22 protein-coding genes and 1 tRNA gene are annotated in these 26691 nt (G+C 63.1%); 12 read left to right on the top strand and 11 right to left on the bottom strand.

Annotated features, from left to right (window positions below; all coding sequences use genetic code 11):
* Positions 1-172: 172 nt before the first annotated feature.
* Both rpoH and CVM73_RS20925 read right to left on the bottom strand, forming a co-directional pair.
* Positions 173-1072, bottom strand: a complete 900-nt coding sequence (gene rpoH, locus CVM73_RS20930) for an RNA polymerase sigma factor RpoH (protein WP_100233763.1) — start codon at positions 1070-1072, stop codon at positions 173-175.
* A gap of 218 nt (positions 1073-1290) precedes the next feature.
* Positions 1291-2298 carry an RluA family pseudouridine synthase gene (locus CVM73_RS20925; RefSeq protein ID WP_100233762.1) on the bottom strand — a complete coding sequence of 336 codons (1008 nt, stop codon included), beginning with the start codon at positions 2296-2298 and terminating at the stop codon, positions 1291-1293.
* Between CVM73_RS20925 and CVM73_RS20920 the strand changes: the two genes are divergently transcribed.
* Positions 2297-2641 carry a hypothetical protein gene (locus tag CVM73_RS20920; protein ID WP_100233761.1) on the top strand — a complete coding sequence of 115 codons (345 nt, stop codon included), beginning with the start codon at positions 2297-2299 and terminating at the stop codon, positions 2639-2641. The two genes, CVM73_RS20925 and CVM73_RS20920, sit on opposite strands and share 2 nt — an antisense overlap.
* Before the next feature lie 161 nt (positions 2642-2802).
* Positions 2803-2877, top strand: a tRNA-Glu gene (locus tag CVM73_RS20915).
* Between the two features lie 170 nt (positions 2878-3047).
* On the opposite strand, the gene CVM73_RS20910 is transcribed toward CVM73_RS20915, so the two are convergent.
* Both CVM73_RS20910 and CVM73_RS20905 read right to left on the bottom strand, forming a co-directional pair.
* Entirely contained in the window at positions 3048-3977 is a 930-nt protein-coding gene (locus tag CVM73_RS20910) for a hypothetical protein (RefSeq protein ID WP_245452384.1), read from the bottom strand.
* Positions 3978-4076: 99 nt separating this feature from the next.
* Positions 4077-6938: a penicillin-binding protein 1A gene (locus CVM73_RS20905; protein WP_100233759.1), complete on the bottom strand. Its 2862-nt coding sequence runs from the start codon at positions 6936-6938 to the stop codon at positions 4077-4079.
* Positions 6939-7133: 195 nt separating this feature from the next.
* On the opposite strand from CVM73_RS20905, the gene CVM73_RS20900 reads away from it, so the two are divergent.
* Entirely contained in the window at positions 7134-7712 is a 579-nt protein-coding gene (locus tag CVM73_RS20900) for a hypothetical protein (protein WP_100233758.1), read from the top strand.
* 330 nt (positions 7713-8042) lie between these two features.
* On the opposite strand, the gene CVM73_RS20895 is transcribed toward CVM73_RS20900, so the two are convergent.
* From CVM73_RS20895 to CVM73_RS20870, 6 genes are all read right to left on the bottom strand, one after another.
* Positions 8043-8300: a hypothetical protein gene (locus CVM73_RS20895; protein ID WP_100233757.1), complete on the bottom strand. Its 258-nt coding sequence runs from the start codon at positions 8298-8300 to the stop codon at positions 8043-8045.
* 58 nt (positions 8301-8358) lie between these two features.
* Positions 8359-10389 carry an acetate--CoA ligase gene (gene acs, locus CVM73_RS20890; protein ID WP_100233756.1) on the bottom strand — a complete coding sequence of 677 codons (2031 nt, stop codon included), beginning with the start codon at positions 10387-10389 and terminating at the stop codon, positions 8359-8361.
* 768 nt (positions 10390-11157) lie between these two features.
* Positions 11158-11973, bottom strand: a complete 816-nt coding sequence (locus CVM73_RS20885; protein ID WP_100233755.1) for an IclR family transcriptional regulator — start codon at positions 11971-11973, stop codon at positions 11158-11160.
* 114 nt (positions 11974-12087) lie between these two features.
* Entirely contained in the window at positions 12088-13176 is a 1089-nt protein-coding gene (locus CVM73_RS20880) for an extracellular solute-binding protein (protein WP_100233754.1), read from the bottom strand.
* 32 nt (positions 13177-13208) lie between these two features.
* Entirely contained in the window at positions 13209-14999 is a 1791-nt protein-coding gene (locus tag CVM73_RS20875) for an ABC transporter permease subunit (protein ID WP_100233753.1), read from the bottom strand.
* Positions 14996-16150 carry an ABC transporter ATP-binding protein gene (locus tag CVM73_RS20870; RefSeq protein ID WP_100233752.1) on the bottom strand — a complete coding sequence of 385 codons (1155 nt, stop codon included), beginning with the start codon at positions 16148-16150 and terminating at the stop codon, positions 14996-14998. Before CVM73_RS20870 ends, CVM73_RS20875 begins: the two co-directional genes overlap by 4 nt.
* A 246-nt stretch (positions 16151-16396) precedes the next feature.
* On the opposite strand from CVM73_RS20870, the gene CVM73_RS20865 reads away from it, so the two are divergent.
* The 8 genes from CVM73_RS20865 to CVM73_RS20830 are packed head-to-tail and all read left to right on the top strand — an operon-like array spanning position 16397 to position 24149.
* Entirely contained in the window at positions 16397-17206 is an 810-nt protein-coding gene (locus CVM73_RS20865; RefSeq protein ID WP_208639232.1) for a CoA transferase subunit A, read from the top strand.
* The gene (locus CVM73_RS20860) at positions 17206-17964 is read left to right on the top strand and encodes a CoA transferase (RefSeq protein ID WP_100233751.1); all 759 of its coding nucleotides are present in this window, start codon (positions 17206-17208) and stop codon (positions 17962-17964) included. The genes CVM73_RS20865 and CVM73_RS20860 overlap by 1 nt, the downstream gene beginning before the upstream one ends.
* Positions 17961-20273: a molybdopterin-dependent oxidoreductase gene (locus CVM73_RS20855; protein WP_100233750.1), complete on the top strand. Its 2313-nt coding sequence runs from the start codon at positions 17961-17963 to the stop codon at positions 20271-20273. Before CVM73_RS20860 ends, CVM73_RS20855 begins: the two co-directional genes overlap by 4 nt.
* 14 nt (positions 20274-20287) lie before the next feature.
* Complete coding sequence (locus CVM73_RS20850; RefSeq protein WP_100233749.1) at positions 20288-20857, top strand: peroxidase-related enzyme; 570 nt, start codon at positions 20288-20290, stop codon at positions 20855-20857.
* 21 nt (positions 20858-20878) lie between these two features.
* Entirely contained in the window at positions 20879-21643 is a 765-nt protein-coding gene (locus CVM73_RS20845) for a hotdog family protein (RefSeq protein WP_100233748.1), read from the top strand.
* Positions 21644-21662: 19 nt separating this feature from the next.
* Positions 21663-22355 carry an L-fuculose-phosphate aldolase gene (locus CVM73_RS20840; protein ID WP_100233747.1) on the top strand — a complete coding sequence of 231 codons (693 nt, stop codon included), beginning with the start codon at positions 21663-21665 and terminating at the stop codon, positions 22353-22355.
* Between the two features lie 32 nt (positions 22356-22387).
* The gene (locus CVM73_RS20835; protein ID WP_100233746.1) at positions 22388-23350 is read left to right on the top strand and encodes a carbohydrate kinase family protein; all 963 of its coding nucleotides are present in this window, start codon (positions 22388-22390) and stop codon (positions 23348-23350) included.
* 52 nt (positions 23351-23402) lie between these two features.
* Positions 23403-24149 (top strand): SDR family NAD(P)-dependent oxidoreductase, encoded by a 747-nt coding sequence (locus CVM73_RS20830; protein ID WP_100233745.1) that lies wholly within the window; start codon positions 23403-23405, stop codon positions 24147-24149.
* 470 nt (positions 24150-24619) lie between these two features.
* Here CVM73_RS20830 and CVM73_RS20825 read toward each other — a convergent pair whose 3' ends face one another.
* The gene (locus CVM73_RS20825) at positions 24620-25456 is read right to left on the bottom strand and encodes a xanthine dehydrogenase (protein WP_100233744.1); all 837 of its coding nucleotides are present in this window, start codon (positions 25454-25456) and stop codon (positions 24620-24622) included.
* Positions 25457-25779: 323 nt separating this feature from the next.
* Here CVM73_RS20825 and CVM73_RS20820 point away from each other — a divergent pair, with 323 nt between their 5' ends.
* Positions 25780-26619 carry an SDR family NAD(P)-dependent oxidoreductase gene (locus CVM73_RS20820; protein WP_100233743.1) on the top strand — a complete coding sequence of 280 codons (840 nt, stop codon included), beginning with the start codon at positions 25780-25782 and terminating at the stop codon, positions 26617-26619.
* Positions 26620-26691: the final 72 nt, after the last annotated feature.

Raw genomic sequence — 26691 nt, 5'->3', positions numbered from 1 at the left:
TGCCAGACGTCGTCTGACAGGTGGTTCATGGAGAGGGCCCGCCAGCGGCGGGCGTCTCGAAGGATGCGCCGCGAAACCCTGTCTCACAGCATCATCGCAACAAAAAAGCCGGCGTTGCCGCCGGCTTTTCGTCTCTTTCGATCCGCCAATCTCTGGTGCTGAACCGCCCCGCTTAGTGCGCGGCTTCCAGCGCAGCCTGTTCCTGCCTTGCGATCGTGCCCTTGACCGCGGACTGCACCTTCTCGAAGGCGCGGACCTCGATCTGGCGGACGCGTTCGCGCGACACGCCGAACTCGGCGGCAAGGTCTTCCAGCGTCATCGGCTCATCGGCGAGGCGGCGGGCCTCGAAGATGCGGCGTTCGCGCGGGTTGAGCACGCCCATGGCGCCGTTCAGCGCGTTACGGCGGTGATCATACTCCTCGTGCTCCGCCATCAAGGCTTCCTGGTTGGGCGTGTTGTCGACCAGCCAGTCCTGCCATTCGCCGGCTTCGCCGTCGTCGCGGATCGGCGCGTTGAGCGACGCGTCGCCACCGAGACGGCGGTTCATGTCGATCACGTCCTGATCGGTGACGCCGAGGCGCTTGGCAATCATCTGCACTTGGTCGGGGCGGAGATCGCCTTCGTCCAGCGCGTTGATCTTGCTCTTCGCCTTGCGCAGGTTGAAGAACAGCTTCTTCTGGTTCGCGGTGGTGCCCATCTTCACGAGCGACCAGGAACGCAGGATGTACTCTTGAATCGACGCCTTGATCCACCACATGGCGTAGGTGGCGAGACGGAACCCCTTCTCGGGTTCGAAACGCTTGACCGCCTGCATCAGGCCGACATTGCCTTCCGAGACGACCTCGGAGATCGGCAGGCCGTAGCCGCGATAGCCCATGGCGATCTTGGCCACGAGACGGAGGTGGCTGGTGACGAGTTGATGTGCCGCGTCGCGATCGTCATGCTCGCGCCAACGCTTGGCGAGCATGTATTCCTGCTGGGGTTCCAGCATCGGAAACTTGCGGATTTCGGCGAGGTAGCGAGAAAGGCCGGATTCTCCATTGAGGACCGGCAAAGCAGCGGTACGGGCCATAGTGCGCCCTCCAAAGGTTCAGGCCCCCGATAGCGGCGGGCCAGGCAGACGACCGCTGTGTTAAAGCCGGCCGTAGCTGCGATGTTCCGCGCTGGTCATTTCCAACGCACGCGCAATATACCCCATCGGGGGTCAAAAAGGGAAGGATTGCTGACGTCACGTCCCCGTGTGGCAGCTATAACTTTTTGTAATGTAACGCTTTTCTCAAAGGGCCTGCGTCATAGCGCCGCTTTGAGGGCGCTTTGAAGGAGAAGCAAATCCTCCGGCAGAGGCGCCTCCCAGTGCAGAAGTTCTCCCGTCCTCGGGTGCTCGAATACCAGCAGGTAAGCATGTAAGGCTTGCCGCCCAAGCGCCGCCAAAACGGCCTGCGCCTCAGGACCGAGCTGGTTGGACTTGGTCTTGAAATGCGGTCCATAGACGGCATCGCCCATCAGCGGGTGGCCGATATGGGCGAGGTGGACGCGGATCTGATGGGTGCGGCCGGTCTCGAGCTCGCAGGCGAGCAGGGCGGCCACCGGCTTGCCGTCGCGCCCGTTAAAACTCTCCAGGATTTCCCAATGCGTCACCGCCTCGCGGCCGCCCTGGCGCACCGCCATCTTCTCCCGCGCATGCGGATGGCGGTCGATCGGCGCGTCCACCGTGCCGCGATGGCGGTTCGGCACGCCCCAGGCAAAGGCCATGTAGCCGCGCCGCATCGCGCCGGTGCGGCCGTGGTCGGCGAATTGGGCGGTCAGCGAGGCATGGGCGAGGTCGTTCTTGGCGACCACCATCAGCCCGGTGGTGTCCTTGTCGAGCCGGTGCACGATGCCGGGCCGGCGCACCCCGCCGATGCCCGAGAGCGAAGCGCCGCAATGGGCGATCAGCGCGTTCACCAGCGTGCCGGTCTCGTGCCCGGCCGCGGGGTGCACCACCAGCCCCTTGGGCTTGTTGAGGACGACGATGTCGTCGTCCTCAAACACGATATCGAGGGCGATATCCTCGCCCTTGGGCTCGGCGGGCGCCGCCTCCGGCACGTCGATTATGATCGTATCGCCGGATGCGACGTGATAAGCGGGGTCGCGGATCTCGGCCGCCTTCAGGTGGACTGCGCCCGCCAAAATCAGGGCTTTGAGCCGCGATCGCGACAGGTCGGTGAGGTGCGCCGCCAGCACGCGGTCGAGCCGGGACGAACCCTCGTCGCCGGCGACCACGACCTCCAACCTTTGCGCTGACCCAGAGCTTTCCATGACGACGTCTGATACCGCTGTTCCCGAACCGACCCCCGAGCAGGCCGCGCTGTTCGCGCGGGTGCGGCGGATGATGCTGATCGCGGGGTTGACCACGGCGCTGGCGATCTGCGCCGTGCTGATCGCGGTGGGCTACCGCCTTTTCAAGTCCGAGGGAAGGGCGCCCGAGGCGGTGGGCGACGTCACCGCCACCCTGCCGAAGGGCGCCAGGATCGTCTCGACCGGGGTCGCCGGCGACCGCCTCGTGATCACGCTGGATGTCGGCGGCGTCATCGAAATCCGCACCTTCGACGCCCACACGCTGAAGCCGGCCGGAAAGCTGAAATTTGCCAATGAGCCGTGAGGTGGTCAATTCGCTCGATTGGCGGCCCCGATTTGCCTTGACCACGACCATTCGGGGGCAATGAGTCCGTTTTCGCGGCGACGACGGCGCAGAAGGGACGTATGAAACCCTCAATCGCAGCTTGCCGCCGGCGGAATTCGCGGCTATGTCCTCTCCCTCACGCTCCCTTCGTCTAGCGGTTAGGACGCGGCCCTCTCAAGGCTGAAACAGGGGTTCGATTCCCCTAGGGAGCGCCAGTTACGATATTCCGCGATATTTTGCGATGGAGTCCCGATCGGGAATGCCATCCCCTTGATCGAGTGATCTTGCACGCGGTGGTGGGTAGGAGTCTTGCCCCTACCTGGGTGACTGTTTGCCAGTTCGCGGGTTTTTCGACGCCTATCGACTGCGAACGCGATCTGTCCATCTAATGGCGTCCATCCCGCTCCATCATGTTGGCGATCGCCTTGATGCGGCTTCTGGCGTATTTCGGCAGGCCGGCACTCAGTGAATCGCCGCTGTTGAAGGAGCTGTTGCCCATGAGCAGTTGCGCGGGCACGAGATTCCGCAGCATGGGTGTATTGCTGTACTCCCTTTGCTTGTTCAGCACGTCGTTCCTGACCGCAACCAGGATGAAGACCGTCGCGATGGCGGCTTCCCGCTCGGTCGGATGCTGTTGCAGAATCGCAAGCAGCTTGCCGAACTGGATAACCTGGTTGACCCAAAAGATGTTCTGCTCGAGTGCGCCGGTGACTGTGGAGTCGAGCCCTGTCAGCATCGGCAGCTCGGCGAGGTGCGGCTGCGTGACCAACGTTATCTCACTCTGGAACTCGATGAAATCCGGAATCGGCTTTTTGGTTTCCTCGCGCAGCTTGTTGGCAAGCTGAATGCCCTGCGGAATTTTCCCTTCGAACCTGTAACGGGACTGCGCGCAGATCGCCTTCGCGTCCTCGCACCAGCGGCGATCCGGCGGACGGTTGTGCGCGGCGCCCGCGTCCTTGTTGGGAACAGCATCGGCCGCCGTGATCGTCCAGTGCTTGATCGCCGGATCGATCTGCTCGAGGAGCGCGATATTCGTATACCGCGACAGATCCAATGCGGCTGCCGGTCTTGGAAGTCGAAACCGCGCTTCCGCCTGGTAGACCGAAAGCTTCAGCTTCGTTTGTTGGTTGAGCGCGGGCTCAACGAAGCCCGGGAAGGGCGAGAGGAAGCGCCGCTGAACCGGGCGTGAGCGGGCCCAATCGTCGAAAGGGATGAGCCCGGTCGAGGGGTCGGCGAGCTTGTCGTTGCGTTGGTCGGCGAAGATGACGGTGCGCGGTTTGATCTGTGCGATCGGAACGCTGGCGGCTGCGGGCACGTCCTCGAGCTGGAATTCCTGCGCGGCCGCGCCCGTGCAAGCGGCCACCCAGGCGGCGATGAGGACAGCGGCACGGTGGAGTCTCATGGACGTCAATGCTCAATTCAGCCGTCGCCAGAAATAATCGGGATCGACTCGGGACGGCGGTCGCGGGAGGCGGTCCTCGTCATCGGGATATCCGCGCCAGGAGGGATATTCGCGCGGACCATGACGCCAAGTCGGGAATGGAAAGGGCGGCCGAGCATCGCCGTAAAGGCGGTTGTCGTTCGACCACTGCTGGAATGGCCCGTCGTCTTCGTCATAACCGCCACGATAGGCGTGGCTTTCTCCACGCGAGACGATCCGAAATTGCGTATCATCGATTCTACCCGACGGATCCCTCTTGAGGTACTCGGTGAAAGCGCGCCCGGAGCCGGCCGGTGCAGGATTGCCGGTATAGGGATCGATCGACAGAGCAACGAGTTGACGCATGGCTTCGCGCGAAGGGCCGTTCAATGCCGTCTTGGGAGCGTGCAGCCCCCAGGCTGCCTGCACGATCGGCTCGAACATCGGCAGCGCCACTTTCGCTCCGGTCTGGCCTTGCCCGAGGGTACGGCGTCCGCCGTCGCCGTTGTCGTAGCCGACCCAGATGGCGACGGTGACGTCATTTGTGAAACCGACGAACCAGGCATCGGCCCAATTATCAGTGGTGCCAGTCTTGCCGCCGACATAGGGCGAGAGATGCTTGACCGCGTGTGCGGTTCCGCGCGCGAGCACGCCCTGCAGCATTGATTTCAATTGGTAAAACGATGCTCGGTCGGCGGAGCCGATCCAGTCCACCGCATGCGGATCGTGCCGGTAGATTGCGCGGCCGTCTTGTTCGATCGTTTCGATCGCATGGGGCTGGGGCCGTGCGCCTTCGTTGGCGATCGCTGCATAGAACGCCGCAAGGTCGACCAGGCGCACAGTTTGGGCGCCGAGCACGAACGGGTAGTAGCGCATGCATTCTTTGTAGAGCTGCGCTTCCATCGCGAGCTCGCAGACCCGGTCGAGGCCTCGCTCGGCGCTGTCGTCGAGACCGGTCGCGAGCAGTTGCGCGGTGGCGAGATTCCGGGAGTTTTCCAGCGCACGCCGCAGCGTAATAGCGCCCGAAGCGCCGCCGTCGTAGTTCCTCGGCGACCAGAAACCGCGCTGCGCGGAGACCGTCGTGCCGATCGGCGCCAGCGTAATGGGTTCATCCATCACCAGCGTGTTGGGCTGCAATCCTTTCCGAAGGGCGGCGAGGTAGGTCAGCGGCTTCAAAGTGGAGCCGGGTTGCCGCAGGCTCTGGGCGACGCGATTGAGCTGGCTTGCCGGATACGAAAACCCGCCCGCCATCGCGAGAACGCGGCCGGTTTCGTTCTCGAGTACGAGCGCCGCTCCCTGCACGGTCGGTCGAACGCGCAGATCGGCACCCGCCGCTTGCTTGCCTTTGGCTTCTCGCACCTGCACGTAGACCACGTCATACGGCTTGAGGCCGCGCCGGATCGTGGCGTTCCAGGTGTTCAGCGGCAGGATGCTTCCGTCGGCCAGACCGACCTTGATCGCATCGCCGCGCTTGCCACGCGTATACTCCAGGACGACCGCCGATTCCCAGTGAACGTCATAGAGAGGTAGCCGCGTCGCCTTCAACGCCACCAACCACACCGGTTCCGTGGCTCTCAGGTCTGCCCCAATTTGACGGACAGCATCGGAAATGTTCGCCTCGGGTCCCTCAAATTTGTAACGACCGGTGTTCAGCTCGTACCGCGCGAGCCCCTCCTGCAATGTTGCCTCGACTACGCGCTGCAAGGCCGAGTTGACGGTCGAGCGCACCGTGTAGGAGGAATCGGTGAGAGTATCGAGGCCGGCGACCGCCTTTGCCTCGCGGGCGATGTGATCGACGAAGTGAAAGCCGAAGTCGCGTCGCGTCGGCCGGTACTCGACGAGTTGCGGCAATACTGCTTGCCCCGCGGCGGCGTCGATCATGGCGCCGTCCTGCATGCGGCCCAGCACGTAGGCAAGGCGCTCGCGCGCGCGCTCAGGGTGGTGGTCGGGGTTGAAGTAGTTCGGTCCCTTGGCGAGCCCGGCGAGCAGCGCGCCCTCGACGGCGGAGAGCGCCTTGGCTGGCTTGCCGAAATAGCTGCGCGCCGCCATCTCGATGCCCCAGGCGCCGCGACCGAGATAAATCGAGTTGAGATAGAGCTCGAGGATTTCCGCCTTGGTCAGGACGCGCTCCATCCGCGAGGCAACGATCATTTCGCGCAGTTTTCTTTCGTAAGTGATGTCGTTTCCCACGAGCAGGTTCTTGGCGACCTGCTGCGTAATGGTCGAGCCGCCCTGCGGCCGGCCAGGATGGGCGAAGTTGCCGATGAAGGCGCGGACCAGCCCGCGCTCGTCAATGCCGGCGTGTTGGAAGAAACGCTTGTCCTCGGCGGCGATGAATGCGTTGCGCACCGCCTCTGGGATATCCGCAAGCTTGACCCAGATGCGGCGATTGTTCGGCAGGTAAATCTCAGCAACACGCTCGCTCTTGCTGTCGAGGACCACGCTGGTGCCAGGAAGCCTGAGGTGCTTAAGCTGCACGGCGTCGGGCAGATCCTTGACCGCGTTGTTGTAGAAGTCGATGACCTGACCAAGATCGACCGGAGATTCTTCGATTTTTTCGACCTTGCAGAACTGCCTGTAGGCCACGTGGAGGTCGGCCAAATTCAGTCCTTTGAGTGCTTTGATCTCGCTGCTCAACGCCTCCTTGTCGTCCATGGCAGTGGCAATCAGATCATCCAGGTTGATGTCCTCAATATCGAAAGCCTTGCGCATGTGGGCGCAGCCCGCACTCAAAAGCTCCGCCACCTCGGAGCGGTCACGCACCGCATCAAACTCCGTCTTAACCCCATCCGGCCGGGTGGTGACCTGGCTGAAGGCAAGTGCCGTGGCGAAGATCTTGATGAAAATCGAGTCCATGACCTGCCGCCGGTCAAAAACCGCTCCGTGAGGTCCCTTCTTGTAAAACAATGTTAAACAAGGCTGTTTCGAGGAAAAAGTTCCCGAGCTGCCCCGTCGCTTCGCCAGGCCTTCAGCACCGCTCCGACCTGGCCGCGCCTCGGAACCAACGCTTCGGTCAGTGCGTTTTGGAAACACCGAATTGGCAGCGCACCCATGAACGCCCCTTTTCCAATTGTGCTTGCCGCGGCGCTCCTCAGCGCCGCCATCGCCACGATGCCTGCGGATGCTGCTTCCCGAAAAAAGAACACCCGGGCACTTGCCGCGGTGCCCCCTGCAGCTAGCGCCGCTCAACCCCCTGCGGACAGATTCCTGACCTGCGACGTCCGGGTGCGAGACTATCTTCGCGAAGGCGGAGCGGCGATACGGGTGACCAAGATCGAAGTGGACGATGCCCGACTGCAGTTGAACATTCATCACGAGTATGGAGAGGCGGGAAAGTCGTCTCGAAAATACCTCCGCGGGGACACTGAAGAAGAAATGCGCAAGAATCTGCGCGGAATATTGGATGAGTTCGCTGCGGCGGCGAAGGCCGCAGCGGCTGGTCGCGCTTGGTATGTGATCGCCGCTCGCAAGGTCATGCCGGAGTTCCGCGACAGTTCGGGCGAGACCACGAGTCCGTGGACGGCCATCGTCCTCGCGGATTTCGACGGAAAATGCAGACCCATCACGTTCTATCAGTCTGTCGATCGGAACAAGCTCAATCCTGAACTGAGCCAGAAATTGGATGAATGAAGTTTTGCGTTTGCAGTCGTAGCGACGGCGCCTGGATGCCATGAGAGGGGCGCGGATCACATGAGGTGGAAGATATCTTCGAAGTTATATAGCAATTTCAATTGCATAAGAGTTCGCAGTTTTATTCTGACTGGCGCGCCATTCTGCGATTTTCCGCGATTTCTTACGACATCGTACGATCCCGCCCCCGGCAGGCAGCGCTATGTTGCTCGATACCCGCGTTGCGGTTTCCCACAACCCGCTTCTCCTGAAGCGTGCCAGCAGCCGTCCGCCGGACACTCAGTCTCGCCGTCCGCGACTGCTGCGCGCTCCGCGCCTCGCAGGAGTCGACTACCGCGGCTGATATCCCTCAACGCGCGTCAGCAGTTCTTCTTCCAGGGCAGCCCGGCGCTTCTCAAGCCACTCAATTTCCGCCTCCTGATCAGCTCCCGCCTGGTAAACCTTGAGGAGATCAGCGACGCGGCCGTATTGGTGGCAAAGTGCGTCGAAGGTTCCATCTGTCGTCACTAAGCGGCGCACGACCTCTTCATCCTCGGAGAACCTTGCGAGCAACGGCCGGATGCACTCAATGATTTCGTTCGTTTCCATCGATCTCCTCCGTGTTCTGTCTGACGCATTTCGCGGGACAAGCCGCGAAGACCGCGTGCTAGGATTTCATCTTTCGAATCTCATCGACGATCTCGGGATTGGCCAGCGTCGAGATGTCGCCCGCATCCTCGTTGTTCGAAATCGCCCCGAGAACGCGGCGCATGATCTTTCCGGAACGGGTCTTCGGCATGTCGGGGACGATCACGACACGGCGCGGGCGAGCGATCGCTCCGATCTCACGGATCACGGAGTCTTCCACTCGCTTGCGGATGTCTTCGCTGGGGGCGAGCCCGGGCTTTAGGGATACGTAGAGATCAGGGACCTTGCCTTTGATTTCGTCCCTGGCGGGAACCACTGCCGCCTCGGCGATCTCCTCGACAAGGAGGCTCGCGGACTCGATCTCCTTGGTCCCAAGCCTATGCCCGGCCACGTTGATGACATCGTCGATTCGACCCAGGATGCGATAATAGCCATCGGCCGCCTGCAGAGCGCCGTCGCCGGCCATGTACGGCCAATCGCGCCAGTCGCGGCTCGTTCGGTCCTTGCAGTAGCGCGCGTAATACTGTTGGACGAAGCGATCGGGGTCTTTCCAGATCGTCTGAAATGAGCCCGGCCAGGGATTCTGGATGCAGATGTTTCCGGCACGGCCGGAGCGCGGTGGAATCTCCGCGCCGGCCTCGTCATAGATGATCGGGTGAATGCCGGGCACGCCCGGCCCCGCGCTTCCCGGCTTCATGAGATGAAGAGCCGGCACCGTGCTGCACAGAAAACCGCCGTTCTCCGTTTGCCACCAGGTGTCGACAATGACCGCCTCGCCCTTGCCAACGACCTCGTGGTACCACTTCCACACTGCCGGTTCGATGGGCTCGCCCACGGTGGTCATATGCTTGAAGTGGTGATTGTACTTCAGCGGCTCGTCCGGCCCGGCGCGCCGAAGCGCGCGTATCGCTGTCGGCGAGGTGTGAAAGATGTTGACGTCGAGCTCTTCGGCGATGCGCCACGGACGCCCCGCGTCGGGATAGGTCGGAAGCCCCTCGTACACCACCGACGACGCGGCGAGCGCCAGCGGCCCATAGACGATGTAGGAATGACCCGTGATCCAGCCAATATCGGCCATGCACCAGTAGACATCCTCCGGATGGATGTCCTGAATGTACTTCGACGTTCCCGCCACGTAAGACAGGTATCCGCCGGTAGAGTGCTGACATCCCTTCGGCCTCCCGGTGGTGCCGCTGGTGTACATCAGGAACAGCGGATCTTCCGCACGCATTTCCACGGGGTCGACCCGGAGCCGCCGATACGCCGACAACATCTCGTTCATGACGAAATCGCGCCCCCCAACCAGCGGCGTTTTGCTTGAATATCGCCCCGGGTATCTCTGCCACACGAGCACCTTCTCGACCTTGACGCCTTCCTTCAACGCCTCGCTGACTGCGACGTCGGCTTTCTCCTTGTGATCGAGAAGCTGGCCGCCACGGCAATAGGCGTCCATTGTGATCAGCAGACGGCTTTCGGAATCGACGATGCGATCTGCCGTGGCCTTCCCGCTGAAGCCGCTAAAGACTTGCGAGTGAATGACCCCGAGCCTGGCGCAGGCGAGCATCGTGATCGGAAGCTCCGGCACCATGGGCATGTGCAACGTCACCCGGTCGCCCGTCTTAAGACCGCAGCCATCTCGCAACAACGCGGCGACCTCGTTCACGCGCACATAGAGTTCCTGGTAGGTGACGTGCTGGATCGCTTCGTGCTCCGGCTCGGGGACGAAGTGGATCGCCGTCTTGTTCTTGTATTTGGCGAGATGGCGGTCGACGCAGTTGTAACTGGCGTTGATCCTGCCGCCGACGAACCATCGCCAGAACGGCGGATTGCTCGTATCAAGCGTGATGTCCCAGGGCCGGTACCAGTGAAGAAGATCGGCGTACTCCTTGAAGCAGTCCGGGACGTTATCGAGACTGAATCGATCGAAGACCGTTTTGTCTTTAAGGTTGGCCTGCGCGACAAATCTCTCTGGCTGGTTGACGTAGTTCTCTTCCTGCCAGTGGACCGCGATCTCGGCTTCCGACACTTCTGCTGTTGTTCTATCTGACATACGCTGTCTCCCAAGTCATCGCGCAGCCTCGAAATCAGGTGGGCCGCGTGGCGCTCTCGCACAGACGCGCACTGGCGGCGCTCGCAGCGCGCGGCCGCCTCAAGAATGCATGTCGAAGAAATTCAATCATCCGGCACTCCCTAAGCCGTGGTGGGAGCGCAATTCATGCCAAACGCCCAGCAGGGGCATTACAGCTGACACCAAGTTTAGATCGTTTCAGTCGCCTTGGCGAGGCTTGCTCCCTCTGTCCTCGCACATGTGAGGTGGGGCTTATTGCGATGCAGCGCCCTCAAAGCCGCAATCAGCGGGCGCAGCAGAGAGCCAGAAGGCATCACGGTGCTGAGGATCTTGGCAAGGATCCTAACCGCGCCCTCGACGGCCTCTCACACAGACCGCTCCCGGCGAATAGCCTAGCTTGTGTGATCGAACCTGCCGGCCCCGCAACGGACCCCCTATGGAAATTCGCGCTGCAGGATTATGTCGGTACTTCAATGACATAGGAGTTCGCAGTTTTGCTCTGAATGGCGCGCCATGCTGCGATGTTCCGCGGTCTTGTACGATCTGCTCTAAGGCGCGGGCCGCGGGTCGCTCCCTCTCAGTCGTCCATTCGCTGCGCGGAGAAAGCATCCTCCTCAACGCAATACTTGATCGCTCGCCTTTCGGCGTTGGACGCTCACCGGTTCGCGCACAACATCTGGTCGGCATTGCCGGCGCCAGCCGCTGAGTCGGTACTGCCGGAGCCTGCCGTGGACGTCGTGGCCGGCCAGATCAAGGGGCGCGCCGCGATTGATGTGAAGGCGCAGGATCGCTTCGCATGGCAGGATATGGCGGCGGTCTGTTGGAATAGCCCAGGGCAGCGCCGATGGTCCGGGCTGCCTCCATGACGTGAACCGAGTACTCCTTGATCTGCTTGCGCTTGACGCGCGTATCGGGCCCGGACATGCCGATCGCTCCAACGAGTTCACCGGAGCGGCCGAGGATCGCGCAGGCGCAGGCTGCAATGCCCTCTCGCCACTCGCCATGCAGCACGGAGGAGTAGCCCTGCGCGCGTGCCAGCTCGATGTCCTCGCGCAGCTCCTCTATCGTTGTCCGCGTCGTTTCCGTGTAGCGCCTGAGATGCGGCCGGAAACGTTCCAGGTAGTCATCGGGCATATGTGCGAGCATCGCCTTCCCTGTCGCCATGGTGAAAGCGGGTGCGCGCATTCCCACGCTTGTATGGGCGCGGATATGGTGCGCGCTTTCGATCTTGTCGACGTAGACGACGTCGGTATCTTCGAGCACGGACAGATGAATGGTTTCGCCGGTGATCTCGGCAAGCTTCGTCATTGCCGGCCGCGCGACGTTGATGAGATCCATCCGATGGATGACATGGCTGCCGAGCGCCCAGATCTTGGTCGTGAGCTCGTAGGTGCTGTGCGGGGGAATCTGGCGCACATAGCCCTGGGACTGCAAAGTCGTCAGCAACCGATGCACGTTGCTTTTGGTGAGCTTCAGCTCGCTCGCAAGGTCCGTGACCCCGCGGGGCTGCTCGCTTAGAGCAAGTGCTTCCAGGAGGCGCAGTCCCTTGGTAAAAGCCTTATCCATCCACCAGCCAAAATGGAATGATCTTTCACTTGATCTAGCATGGCCGCGCGATCAGCAATAGCCCGCGTTTGGGATCAGCCCCGATCCCTCCGGGATCGAGGCTGATCAGCCAGCCTATTGGGCCAGCAAGGCGTTGAGCTTCTCCTGCCCGTACTCTTCGTTGGTGGAGTTTCCGGCCGGCGAAGCTGCGCCCCAATAATCCGGGCTCCATTCGATTGCTTTCGAGACGTTGTCCGGGTTGTTGGCCCAATAGCGGGCGAGCTTCTTGTCGGTTGCTGCCGCGAACACGACCGAGGAGGGAAGGGCGACCGGGAAGGTCGAGGTGAGCTGCGCCGCACGCTTGGGCTCGAGCCGCCAGGAAAGTAGCTTCAGCGCGTTGTCGTGGTTCGGCGCTCCCTTGGGTATCGAGAAGAAGTCGTAGTAGACGAAGCCCTGATTGAAGGTCAGCTCGATCGGGGCGCCCTCCAGGGCGAGCTTGCTCATCGAGCCGGTGTAGGCCATGCACATGTCGGCCTCGCCATCGAGCAGGAGTTGCGGCGGCTGTGCGGCCGTCGTCCACCATTTGGCGATATGTGGCTTGATCTCCTTGACCTTCTTCAGCGCCCGCTCCACGTCGATCGGGTAGAGCTTGCTCTTCTCCACGCCGTCGGCCATCAGCGCCGCCTCGAACACGAAACGCGGCCAGGCCGGCATGCAGCGCCGGCCGGGGAATTTCTTCACGTCCCAGAAGTCGGCCCAACTCGTCGGTACGTTTTCCCCCTTGTACTTGTCCTTGTTGTAGACGAGGCCGACGCCGATCACCTGCAATGCGACGCCCTTCTTGCGCTTCAGATTGTCCGGCATCGCCGCCAGCGTTTGTTTCGCGGCCTCGGAAAGCTTGGAATAGTCGATATCGGCCAGACAGCAGTCGCCGAGCAGCTTCGTCTCCTGGTCGAAGATGAAGGTCAGGTCCCATTGCGCTTTGCCGGCTTCGGCTTGCGCCTTGATGCGCGGGCCGCTGCGGGCTTCCTGGACGGTGACGACCTTGATGCCGGTCTCCTTCTCGAACGGGTCGTACATGACCTTGCGCAATGCATCGCCATATCCGCCGCCCGGATCCTGCATGATCACGACGTTGTTCTGCGCTTGAGCCAGACCCGTCGCGACGAACAGCGCCGAGGCCAATACGGAAGCCGATAGTCGCCAGCGTTTCATTCCCAGCATTTTCTCTTTCCTCCAGTTGAAATTGGTCTGTGTCACGTTGCCCTCCGCGACGTGGCGAGAACGGGTCGTGCAAGGACGAGCCCGGCGATCACCAGCAGCACCTCCAGCGTCGAGACCACGGCCAGCACCGGATTGAGCCGATAATTGATGTCGCCCCACAACATGAGTGGAAGCGTCTTCAGCTGCGCGCTCGACAGGAACAGCGTCAGCACCAACTCGTCGAACGAGTGCAGGAAGGCGAAGAACGTCGCTGCCGCGAGGCCCGGCATGATGGCCGGCAGCGTCACCAGGCGGAACACCGTCAGAGAGGATGCGCCATGGACGGCGGCCGCCTGCTCGAGCCTGGTATCGACGCCTTGAAGCGAGGCGGACAGGATCACCACGACGATGGGAAGGCCGCCGATCGCATGCGCCGCGGCGAGGCCGAAGGTGGAGCCGACGAGATCGAAACGCAGGAACAGGCTGTAGAGCGACAGGCCGAGCACGACCGGGGGCACGATGATCGGACTTACGAGAAGCAGCATGATGGCGGATTTGCCGCGAATGCTGCTCCTGACGATGCCGAGCGCCGCCGACGCGCCCAGCACGATCGCGATACCGGCCGACATCGCCGCGACGACCAGGGATGTCCAGAACGCCCGCATCCAGTTCGAATCGGAAAAGAACTGCTCGTACCAGCGCAGTGAGAAGCCCGGCGGCGGGAAGGTCAGATAGCTTGCGCTGCTGAAGGATATGATCATCACCACGATGATCGGCAGGATGAGAATGGCAATGACCAGGCCGCCCATGAGGCGAACGGTCCAGGTCCCACAGCTCGCCGGCAGGCGCCCGAACAGCCTCAGCAACGGCCAACCGAAGAGGTCGGCAAGCGAGGCGCCGAAGCTGCGGCGGCCGACATCGGCGGCATGACGGTCAGTCGCTCTTGGCGCGGCCTCCGTCAGCTTGCGACCGCCCCAAATGAACTCGAATCCGAGGAAGCGTCCGGCCACCGCGACCACCGCCAATGTGATCGTGAGCAGCACCACGCCCAAGGCTTGCAGGAATCCCTCCGACGTGACCGAGTCCGCCTGCTGGGTGATATGCATAGCAAACATCTGGTCACCGGGCCCTCCGAGCAGGGTTGGCGTAATGAAGAAGCCGATGGCGGCGACGAAGACCAGCAGGAAGCCGGCGCCCATTCCGGGCAAGGTCAGCGGCAGCAACACGCGCCAGAAAGCCGCAATGGGCCCGGCGCCGCTGGCCAGCGCCGCGCGGGTCAGGCTTTGATCAAGGCGCGCCACGCTCGAATAGATCGTCAGCACCATCAGCGGCAGAAGCACCGCGGTCATGCCGAGAAGCACCGTGCCGCGATTGAAGAGAAGCTGCACCGGCTCGCTCAATATGCCGATCGAAACCAGCAGCTTGTTGACCGGCCCGTTGCGGCCGAGCAGGACCATCCAGGCGTAGGTCCGGATCAGGATGGCAATAAAATAGGGCAGCACGATCGCGGTCGCGATCAGCACCTGGGCAATGCCGCGACTGCGGTGAATGAGCAGCGCAGTCGGATATCCGAACAGCAGGCACAGGCCCGCGACGGTGACCGAGATCTGCATCGTGCGGACCAGCGAATCCCAATAGAGCGGTATCGCGAAGACCCGTGCAAAATACGACGACCACGATGGCCCGCTCACGCTGATACGGATGAGATCGATCAGCGGGAGGAGATAGATGAAGGCCAGGAAGGCAAGCGCGGGCAGGAGCAGCAGCGCCGGATCCTTCAACCTCCTGACGAGATCGAGCTCGGCAGGACGGTCCGCATGGACGCCGATCGATGCCGAGGTCATGCAAGCACCCAGCAGTCCGCGGCGCCCCAGCTCACGTGGAGGCGATCCCCGACGGCGGGCAGGGGCCGGTCGGCCATATCGGTACACCTGATCAGGAGCGGCTCTCCGCCCTCCATTTGCGCCTCGATCCGCAGGATCTCGCCGAGGAAGATTGCAGACGTGACGCTGACGGGCGTGGAATTCGCATTTGGTTCGTTCGACACCGCAATGCGTTCCGGGCGCACGAGGACGGTTGCGCGCCCGACGTCGATTGTGTCCCGGCTCTCAGCGCTGAACACGTATCCCGCGCGGTTCTTCATTGTCAGCGTCGATCCGCGCTTCTGCAGAATCTCCGCCTCGATCAGATTGCTCTCGCCGACGAACGAGGCGACGAAGCGGTCGGTCGGATGTCGATAGATGTCCAGCGGCCGTCCGATTTGAACGATCTTGCCGGCGTTCAGCACCGCAATGCGGTCGCTCATGGTCAGGGCTTCGCCCTGATCATGCGTGACGAACAGGATCGTGCTGCCGATGGTTTGATGAAGGTCGCGAATCTCGATCTGGATCGACTCGCGCAGCCGCCTGTCCAGAGCACTGAGGGGTTCGTCCATCAGCACGACCCTGGGCCTCCTGACGATGGCGCGGGCGATCGCGACGCGCTGCTGCTGCCCGCCCGACATCTGCGACGGAGATTTCGCCGCATGCTCCGTCAGCCGCATGATCTCCAGCGTTTCGGCGACGCGCCGCTCCGCGGTCGCCCGGTCGACGCCCGCCATGCGAAGCGGAAACGCGACGTTCTGACTCACCGTCATGTTCGGAAACAGCGCGTAGCTCTGAAACACCATGCCGAAGCCGCGCTTGTGGGTGGGCACGTTGTGGACGGGCTTGCCGTCGACGAGGATTTCGCCGCTGTCGAGGCTCTGGAATCCGGCCACGAGGTTGAGCAGCGTCGTCTTTCCGCTGCCGGAAGGGCCGAGAAGCGTGATGAATTCGCCTGGCTCGATGTCGATGCTGATGCGGTCGACCGCGTGAAAGCTGCCGTATCGTTTCACCGCGTCGCGGACGGCGATGCTCGATCCGATGGCGTCGCGTTCCCGGAGGCGGCCGGTCGGCGACGTCCGAACGTTCACATCGCTGGAGCGCGTTGCGCGCAGAGCCGCGGGCTCACCCATCTCTTCCTCCCAGTTGTTCTATATTATAGAACATTATTCCAATTATTCTTGGCGCGGCGCGCCGCCTTGTCAAGTCGAGCTGTCCGATGACGGCGCAATGGCACGCTACAGCGATCGGTTGCACGAGCGTGAACCTCTGCAAACAAAGGTCTCGCCGACCAAGCCGGATTGACAGTGCCGTCCAAACCCGCCTAACATAATTTGGAATAGTGTTCTACAATATAGAACACACGCAGGGGGAGGATGATGGTGTTGAGCGAGCCTCGCGCAATGGCGAAGCACATCGAGCCGGGCATGCGCGTGGCGCTGCCGGTCGATTACGCCGGCGTCTCCATGGCCATGACACGGCCAATCATCGAGCATGGCGCGGGCGATCTCGATCTCGTCTGCGTGCCAACCGGCGGATTGCAGGTCGACCAGCTTGTCGGCGCAGGTCTGGTCCGGACGGTGGAGACCAGCGCCGTCTCGCTGGGCGAAGCGGGTGGAGCGCCCCGGTTCAACGCGGCCGTCAAGGAAGGCGCGGTTCGATTGAAGGACGCGACGTGTCCCGCCATCCATGCGGGCCTCATGGCGGCGCAGAAGGGCAGTCCCTTCATGCCGCTTCGCGGGCTGATCGGAACGGATCTGCTGCGCCATCGCGACGATTGGCGCGTCGTCGACAATCCGCTGGCGGACGGAGGTGATCCGATCGTGCTGATTCCCGCCATCAAGCCCGACGTCGCGATCTTCCACGTGCCCATGGCGGATCGCTTCGGCAATGTCTGGATCGGGCGGCGCCGCGAGCTTGCCGCCATGGCCTACGCTTCGCGCACCGTTCTGGTCACGGTGGAACGAATAGTCGAGGAAAATCTGCTCGCCGACGAGTTGAGCGCTGCCGGCGTGCTGCCGGCGCTCTACGTCACGGCAGTCGCGCGCGCTCCGCAGGGGGCATGGCCCTATGGTCTGTGGGGCGAGTATCCGGCCGACGGCGCGGAGATCGCACGCTATGCGAAGGCCGCGCGAACGGCCGACGGTTTCTCCGCCTATATGGCCGAGGCGCAGATGGAGCCCGCGTGATGGCCGGAGTTCTCCCTCGCGAAGTGCTGATTTGCACGATCGCGCGGCTGCTCGACGGCGTCAGGCACGTCGCCGTCGGGGCGTCCTCCCCGATTCCCGCCGCCGGCGCGATGCTGCTGCGTGCAATGAAGGAGGCCGGCGGTACCATCGGCCCACGCATCTCCATCCTCGGCTCTGTCGAGCACAATTTCTTCACCAACGGTTCGGCGGAGCTGTTCGATTGCGCGGGGCAAGGCCGGATCGATGCGTTCTTCCTCGGCGGCGGCCAGATCGACGGCTTCGGTAACGTGAACCTCGTCGGGACTGGTGATTATCCGCGTTCGAGCGTGCGCTGGCCTGGCTCGTTCGGATCGGCCTATCTCTACTTCGTCGTGCCGCGCGTCATCCTGTTCCGTGAGGAGCATACGCCGCGCGTCTTGGTCGAGAAGGTGGACTTCATCAGTGCCCCGGGCGTCAGCCAGGACGGAGTTTTCCGGAGCGGCGGCCCCATCGCGCTGCTGACCGGAAAGGGACTCTTTCGATTCGACAAGACGCGACCGGGATTCCATCTGGAGAGTGTCCATCCCGGGCACGATCTTGCGGAAATCAGGCAAGCGACCGGCTTTCGGTTCGAGCATGACGCCGAGCCGCGGCAGACAGCGCTGCCGGATCGAGCGACACTCGACCTGCTCCGCGGCCGCGTGTTCGACGAGCTCGCCGAGACCTATCCCGAATTCGCCGCGCAGATGCAGCGCGATCTTGGGACGGTTGACGCATGAGAAGGATCAAGCGGGTACCGCACTGCAGCCATTGGGGTGCGTACACGATCCTCGTCGAGGGGCAGCGTATCGTGGGCGTGCAGCCGTTCGAGCACGATCCGGCACCTTCCCCGATCATCCATTCGATCGCCGAATGGGCGAACCCGGAGCGCCGCGTGCTGCGACCGATGGTTCGTTCCGGCTGGCTGGACAAGCGCGAGAAGAGCGATCGTCGGGGCCGCGGCCGGGAAAAGTTCGTGCCAGTCAGCTGGGACGAGGCAACGACGCTGGTTGCGGATGAAATCCGCCGCGTGGCCGGCAGCTTCGGCAATGCGTCGATATTCGCGGGCTCGTATGGCTGGACAAACTCGGGCCGCTTGCACCATGCCTCATCGCTTCTGAAGCGCATGCTCAACCTGGTTGGCGGCTTCACCAGGCATGTCGACACATATTCCATCGCGGCAGGTCCCGTGATCTTGCGGCACACGCTGGGCAGCGACGACGCCTGCGGCGGTCGCGCCAATACGCTCGACACCATCGCGCAACACACCGAAACGCTGGTGGTGTTCGGTGCCCTGTCGCCTCGAACCGCGCAAAACGAAGCCGGAGGAATCGGCAGCCACCGGCTTGAAACCTATCTCAGAAAAATCGTTGAACGCGGCGTCAAGGTCATTCATGTCTCGCCGCTGAAGGACGATCTGCCCGACTGGGTCAATGCCGAATGGTGGCCGATCCGGCCGAACACGGACACGGCGCTGATGCTCGGCCTTGCCGGCGAGATCGTGAAAGCGGGCCGGCACGACACGGATTTCCTCGCGCGCTGCACCAGCGGTTCGGATCGCCTGCTTGGCTATCTCGGAGGCAAGGCGGATGGCGAACGCAAGGACGCCGCATGGGCAGCGAGCATCTGCGGGCTCGATGCGGGGCAGATCGCTGAGCTCGCCACGCGCCTGGTTGACACCCGCAGCATGCTGACCGTGAGCTGGAGCCTCCAGCGTGCCCATCACGGCGAACAGCCGTTCTGGGCGGCGCTCGGACTTGCATCGGTTGTGGGCCAGATCGGATTGCCTGGCGGCGGCGTCGGCTACGGCTACGCTTCCCTGGGGGGCGTGGGGGCCCCACTCAACCTCGGCAGGTCTCCAGCTATTTCACAGCTGACCAGGCCGATCGACAGCTTCATCCCGGTGGCGCGGATCAGCGACATGCTGCTCAATCCCGGCAGGCCATTCAGCTATGAAGGCGGGATCCGGACCTATCCGGATACGCGGCTGGTCTATTGGGCGGGCGGCAATCCCTACCATCATCATCAGGACCTCAATCGTCTGTCGGAAGCCTGGACGAGGCCCGAAACGATCATCGTACAGGACCCGATGTTCACGGCGACAGCCCAGCGCGCCGACATCGTGCTGCCGGCAACCACGTCGATCGAGCGCAACGATCTTGCCGGCAACAGGCGCTCCGACTTCATCCTGGCGATGAAGAAGGCGATCGAGCCGCTGGGCGAATCCCGTTCCGACTTCGAGATATTCAACGCGATTGCAGGCAAGCTCGGTGTGGCAGATCGCTTCAACGAAGGCCGAGACGAAATGGGCTGGGTCCGGTATCTCTACGAAGCCTGCCGCAGCGACGCCTCGGAGCACTTCGGCTTCGCGATGCCGGATTTCGATGCGTTCTGGGAAGCCGGCTATGCCCGCTGCCCGGTCAAGACGGAGCATACGTTCCTGGCCGACTTCCGCAACGAGCCGGAGCAGCATGCGCTCAAGACCGAAAGCGGAAAGATCGTGCTCGGCAGTGAGACCCTGGCCAGGTTGGATTATGCCGACTGCCGCCCGCATCCCGCGTGGATCGAGCCGGCTGAATGGCTCGGCAATGCCGCCGACGCCGGTCAAATGCACCTCATCTCGCACCAGCCGACCGGTCGTCTTCACAGTCAGCTCGAGACCGGCGCATCGAGCCGGGCCATGAAACGCAATGGCCGTGAACAGGCTCGCCTTCATACCGACGACGCGGCTGCTCTCGGCCTCGCCGACGGCCAGACGATCCGCATCTGGAACGGGCGCGGGGAGTGCCTTGCGACGGCAGAGGTCACCGACAAGGTCCGTCGGGGCGTGCTGGTGCTTCCGACCGGGGCCTGGTTCACGCCGACGGGCAATAGCGGGCTCGAGGTCGCCGGCAATCCGAACGTGCTCACGCTCGACATCGGCACGTCTCAATTCGGCCAGGGCTGCTCGGCCCATACCTGCCTCGTGCGAGTCGAGCCCTACGCCGTCGATCGGCGCGACGCGTTCGAGGCCTATCAGGAAACGCTCGTCGCGCTCGCGGCGGTCTAACAGGAGCTTGCAACATGTCTGCGCCCGCCATCAGCCGCTTTCCCGTCCCCGACATCGCGACACTCCCCGAGGATATCCGCTCGCGGATCGAGGCGGTTCAGGAGAAGTCCGGCTTCGTCCCCAACGTCTTCCTGACGCTGGCGCATCGTCCTGACGAGTTCCGGGCGTTCTTCGCCTATCACGACGCTCTGATGGACAAGCCCGGGCCGATCACCAAGGCCGAGCGCGAGATGATCGTTGTCGCGACCAGCAGCGCCAATCAATGCCAGTATTGCGTCGTCGCACACGGCGCCATCCTGCGCGTACGGGCGAAGAATCCGCAGATCGCGGACCAGGTCGCCGTCAACTATCGCAAGGCCGACATCACCGCGCGGCAAAGGGCGATGCTCGATTTCGCGATGAAGGTCTCGGCGCGAGCCTATGAGGTGGACGACTCCGACGTCCAGGATCTCAAGGGACACGGATTCACGGAGGAGGACGTCTGGGACATTGCGGCCATCGCTGCATTCTTCGGCATGTCGAACCGCCTCGCCAACGTCACCAGCATGCGTCCGAATGACGAGTTCTTCGCGATGGGACGCTGAACGCCTCGGACGCAGATCGCAATGGTATCGCTGGTCATCGACAGACGCTTCCGGGGCCCGCCCAACTCCGGCAACGGAGGCTATGTTTGCGGATGTCTCGCAAGGCACGTTGCGGGAAACGCCGAAGTCACATTGCGCGCGCCGCCGCCGCTGGAGCGGCCGCTCGACGTCCTGACGGGGGCCGAGGGCGGGATCGACTTGCGCGAGAACGGCAGGCTGCTCGCGACAGCGCGTGTGGCGGGCGTCGATGTGCCGGACATTCCCAGGGTGAGCTACGAGGCGGCCGAAGCTGCGGTCGGCAGGACACCCTACGACGAGCAGACCCACAACCTCCCGACGTGCTTCGTCTGCGGCCCCGCGCGCGGCCATGGCGACGGTCTCCGGATCTTCGCAGGTCCGTTGCAGGCGGGGGAAGTGCCGTGCAAGCCCGTCGTGTTCGCGGCCTCTTGGGTACCTCATGGCAGTCTGTCCGGCGAGGACGGCTATGTCGCGCCCGAATTCGTCTGGGCCGCTCTCGATTGCCCGACCGGCTACTGCAGCGTGGCAGCACGTCACCTGGGATTGAACGGTGACGAGACGGCCCTGCTCGGACGCATGGCAGCACGGATCGATCGCCGGCCGCGTCCCGGAGATCGAGGTGTGGTGGTGGCGTGGCCGACCGGGCGGGAGGGCCGCAAGCTCTTTGCCGAGAGCGCTCTGCTGAGTTCGGAGCAGGAAGTGTTGGCGATAGCGCGAACCACGTGGCTGCTGGTCGACCGGCAGGTTCAGCTCGGAGCAATGGCATGAACGAGCGTGGAGGCAGCGAATGACCGGCCGTCAGGCAGAGCTCGAGCTTCGTCAGTCCATCATCGACGCGTGTCGCGAGATGGCGGCGCAAGGCATCAACCAGGGGACCTCCGGGAACATCAGCGTCCGAACCGAGGGCGGCATCCTGCTCACGCCGTCCGGTCTTCCATACGACCGCATGAAGCCGGAGGACATCGTCGCGATGAAGTGGGATGGCTCATGGACCGCGTCGGCCGGCAACGTCCCGTCGACGGAATGGCGTTTTCACCTCGACATCCTGAGATCGAAGCCGGAGGTTGGCGCCGTCGTTCACGCGCACCCGATCTTCTGCACCATCATCGCGATCATGAATCGCCCGATCCCCGCCATTCACTACATGATCGCCGCGGCCGGCGGCAACGATATTCCCTGCGCGCCTTACGCTCAATACGGCACTGCGGAGCTGTCGCAGGCGGCCTTGCACGCGCTTCGCTATCGCCGCGCCTGCCTGCTCGCACATCACGGGTTGATCGCCATCGGTCCCAACCTGCGCAAGGCCATGTGGCTCGCGGTGGAGGTCGAGGTGCTCGCCAAGCAATATCACGGCTGTCTTCAACTTGGCTCTCCCCCGCTGCTGCCGGATAAGGAGATCGACAGCATCCTGAAGCGATGGGGACAGTACGGGCTGCGCGACAACGACGGCACGCCCAAGACTCCCCAGCGGTCAAGCTAGATCACGATCAAACCACTGTCCTGCGAGAGCTCATGGCCTACACTCACGACGTCAGCGTCTGCGGCACTTATATTCTGGATATTTTGGGCGTCCCGGTGACCGAGATTCCGCCCGGCGGCGGCCGCTTGCTGATCGAAGAAATTCGGCTCGCGGTCGCAGGCACCGCCGGCGGAACGGTCGTCCCTTGCGCCCGTCTCGGGCTGAACGCGCTCGCGGTCGGCGCCGTCGGCTCCGACGAGAAGGCCGACTGGATGCTGAACGCGCTCGAGCGTGAAGGCATCGACATCTCCCTGATGGAACGGATGGCCGACAGTCCGACCTCGGCCACGATCCTACCGATCCGGCCCGACGGCTCGCGTCCGGTCATGCATGCAAGGGGCGCCTCCGCCCGCTGGCGTATCGCACCCGAAACGCAGAAGGCCGCCTGCCGGAGCAGGATTCTGCATCTCGGCGGGGTCGGCTCCCTGCTCGCGATGGATGGGGCGCCTTCCGTCGCCTTGCTGCGCGACGCGAAGGCGGCCGGATGCACGACGACGCTCGATCTGATCCAGGCACGGCGTGAAACGCTGGCGCTGGTCGAGCCGCTGCTGCCCCATGTCGACTTCTTCATGCCGAGCATCGATGAGACCAATGCCATGGTCGGAACCGACGATCCCGTCGCGTGCGCGCGGTTCTTCATCGAGAAAGGAGCGGGGGCCTGCGCGATCTCTCTCGGTGCCGATGGCTCGTTCGTGATGACGCGCGACGGACGTCAGTTCACGGTGCCGGCGTTCGAGGTCGCGGTCCGCGATACTTCGGGATGCGGCGATTCCTACACGGGCGGCTTCATCGCGGGCCTCGCCCGCGACTGGGACCTGCTCGACTGCGCCAAGCTCGCGACCGCGACGGCCGCGATCGTCGCGACGGGGCTGGGCTCGGGCGCCAATCTCGTATCCTTCGAGGAGACCGTGAAGGCCATGAACGCGCTCCCGGTGCGCAAGCCAGCTCGCGCTTGAATCCTTTCATGCCATCAAGAGAATTCATCTGAACAACAGGGGAGAACGCAACATGGCCCGACATGCGATCGTGACGGGAGCGAGCCGCGGAATTGGCCGCGCGATAGCCCTTGGCCTTGCAAGGCGCGGCTACGATCTCGCGCTGACCGACATCGCCGCCCAGGAGAAGGTCCTTCTCGAGACCGTTGCAGAGGTCAGGGAGCTTGGCGGCCGCTGCATCCCCGTGCTGGGCGATGTCAGCGATATCGGCGATTGCAGGCGGGCCGTGGCTGAAGCCGTGCGGGGCCTCGGGCACATCGATGTCCTCGTCAACAACGCGGGGATACTCAGGCTGGCGACCATTGACGAATTGACGACCGATACATGGGATCAGACCTTCGCCGTCAACACGCGCGGCGTCTTCCAAATGACCCAGGCCGTGGTGGCACATATGAAGGAGCGCAAATACGGGCGCATCGTCAACATCGCCTCGCTGGCGGCACGAACGGGCGGTCCGGGACAGTCCCACTACGCCGCATCGAAGTCGGCCGTGGTCGGCTTCACCCGGGTTTCGTCCATGGAGTTCGGAGGCTACGGCATCACGGTCAATGCCGTATGCCCGGGCATCATCGTGACTGAGATGGGGATGAACAATCTCCGCGATCCCGAGCGGGTCGCCTATTTCGAGAAGGTCACGGACCTGCACCGGCTCGGGCAGCCGGAGGACGTCGTCGGCCCCGTGGCGTTCTTCGCATCTGATGATTCTGCGTTTGTGACCGGTCAAGCCCTTAATGTGGACGGAGGTATCTTCTACAGCTAGCAGCGCGGTCGAGCACCCAAGAACTGGGTATCGCGATGTAGCGGACCTCCGCTACCAATTTCCCATTCGTCTCAGCCAATCCAAATCGATGACTTGTTGGCGTTTGCGCTGAGTGCTCGGCCCGTAGCTGACTTTTAACCAGCGGGTCCCAGGTTCGAGCCCTGGTGTGCCCACCATTTCCAGGCCCTCTTGATGCAGGGCTTTTTCATTCCTGGCATCAGAATAAAACGCGCCTCGTGCGACGTTTTTTTATGGTCGGACGTCGTACGGCTATGGCTCCGAGATCCTCGAATATCGTATGCCGCGAGCCGGCCGCTCCTCGAGAATTCGCTTAACGGAATGCGTGCACAGCCCGCATCTGACGGTGCATCCGAGGCAGCCGTAGACCTGCGCGGTCGAGCAGAGTTCGTCGTCGCTCGACGCGACACCCCTGATGTCGTGATCGCTGATGACGTTGCAGGAACAGACGATCATGCCGGATTCCGTTGTGTGGAGCGTCGGATGGCGTTGAGCCTGACGGCTGCCATCGTTGCATCGGCAATTGTGCGCCCGCGATCGTCGATTCCGGTCCACTGGGCGTCGCGCCCGCGCGGATCGACCTCCAGCAGCTTGACGCCGGCCGGAACCTCGCTGCCGTCGCGCGCGATGCCGCGCAGGATGCCGTCGCGGGGCGCGAGCACCGGAACTCCTGAGAGATGGCCGAGCACGAAATCCTTGTAGACGCGGGTGCCGATTTCGATCGGTGTGTGCCAGCGGCCCGCGAACTGCGCGTAGACGAAACGTTCGGCACCGACATCACCCAGCGAACTTGCGATGCCATCGGCGGCGTCGGTCCAGCGCTTGTCCGTGACCAGCCCGATCTTGCCGGGACGGGTCTCCACCGCGGCGTCGCAATTGAAGTTCGACGAAAAGCCCGGGCCCAGCCCGATGGTCAGCAGGGCCAGCCGCCTGAGGTCGGGGGTGATCCGGCGCTTCTGGAGGCGCGCATCGATCAGCAGGTCGATCTGGCGGACCGGGAGCAGATCGAGCAGGCCGAGCCAGGTCACCAGAATCCGTGGCGGCCGACGCAGGGATTGATAGACCTGCATGCCGTCGTCGACGCGTTCGGCGACGATATCCTCGAGCCGCGCCGTATCGGTGAACAGAGCATCGTGGAAGGCCATCTTGCGCCGGATCACCGGCGGATCCGGATCGTGCGACAGCACCACGCAATGTCCGGCGCGTACGAGCTGGATGCCGATCGCAGAGGCGATCTCATTGGTGCCGAGGATAACAGTAAAAAGGCGTTGGTCGTTCGGCTGGGGCATTTGAAACCACGTTTGCGGACGAGGCGCGGCACGCCCGGACGCGTGCGAACCTGAAATCGGAAGAGCAAGAGCCGGGCCATTTGGAACGATTGAAAATCAGCGCTCAACCACCGGCTATCATTCAGGAACGGGTTCCGACCGGTGACTGCCCTCCTTGGTTCAAAAGCCAACGCGCTCTTGTTGCAAACCCTGCAACGTGTCGCGAAGCCGACATTCGACCGCGAAAATCGCAGCGATCGGTCGGTGTGGCGTGGCCCAAATCCTGCAAAGTTGCTCGGTGTGCAATTGGCAGGCGTCCGGCCTGGACGCAGTGAGGAGCTCGTGTGACGCTCGATCTACTGGACCATGATGGTGCGACGGATCGTGCGTCGGCGTCTGATGTCGCGCTCTGTCCGTTTCATGGCGACAAGTCGCGGGCGCAACACGGTGAACGGAAGACGCTCGTGCTGACCGGCGCATCGCGGGGGATCGGCCATGCGACGGGGAAGCTGTTCTCCGAAGCAGGTTGGCGGATCATCACCTGCTCGCGGCAACCGTTCGATGGCGACCGATGTCCCTGGGACTCGGGAACGGACAACCACGTGCAGGTCGAATTGAGCGATCATCGCGCGCTGCCGCGCGCGGTCGCCGAGATCAGGGAGCGGCTCGGTGGCGGGCCTCTGCACGCACTGATCAACAATGCCGGCATATCGCCCAAAGCCGCCGACGGTACGAGATTGAATTCACTGACGACGCCGGTCGAAACGTGGATGAGCGTGTTCCACGTCAACCTGCTCGCGCCGGTGCTGTTTGCGCAGGGCCTGGTCGACGAGCTGAAGCGGGCCGCCGGCTCGATCGTCAACGTCACCTCGATCGTGGGCTCACGGGTGCATCCGTTTGCCGGCACCGCCTATGCGACGTCGAAAGCCGCGCTCGCCTGCCTGACCCGCGAGATGGCGCATGACTACGCGCCGTTCGGAATTCGCGTCAATGCCATCGCGCCAGGCGAGATCAAGACCGACATCCTGTCGCCGGAGACGGAGGCTCAGCTTGCGCCGATCATACCGCTGCATCGCGTCGGTACGCCGGACGAGGTCGCCAAGGTGATTTTCTTCCTGTGCTCGGAGGCGGCCAGCTACGTCACAGGTGCGGAAGTACCGATCAACGGAGGGCAGCACGTGTGATGCAACGGTCGTTGCCAGTCGCCAAAGAAAAATTGCCGATTTGCGCTGGATCAATGCGGAGACTCCGCTTTC

The organism is Bradyrhizobium forestalis, assembly GCF_002795245.1.
Classification (GTDB): domain Bacteria; phylum Pseudomonadota; class Alphaproteobacteria; order Rhizobiales; family Xanthobacteraceae; genus Bradyrhizobium; species Bradyrhizobium forestalis.
The sequence above is the reverse complement of the archived record's forward strand: the minus strand, read 5'-3'. Positions and strand labels throughout refer to the sequence as shown.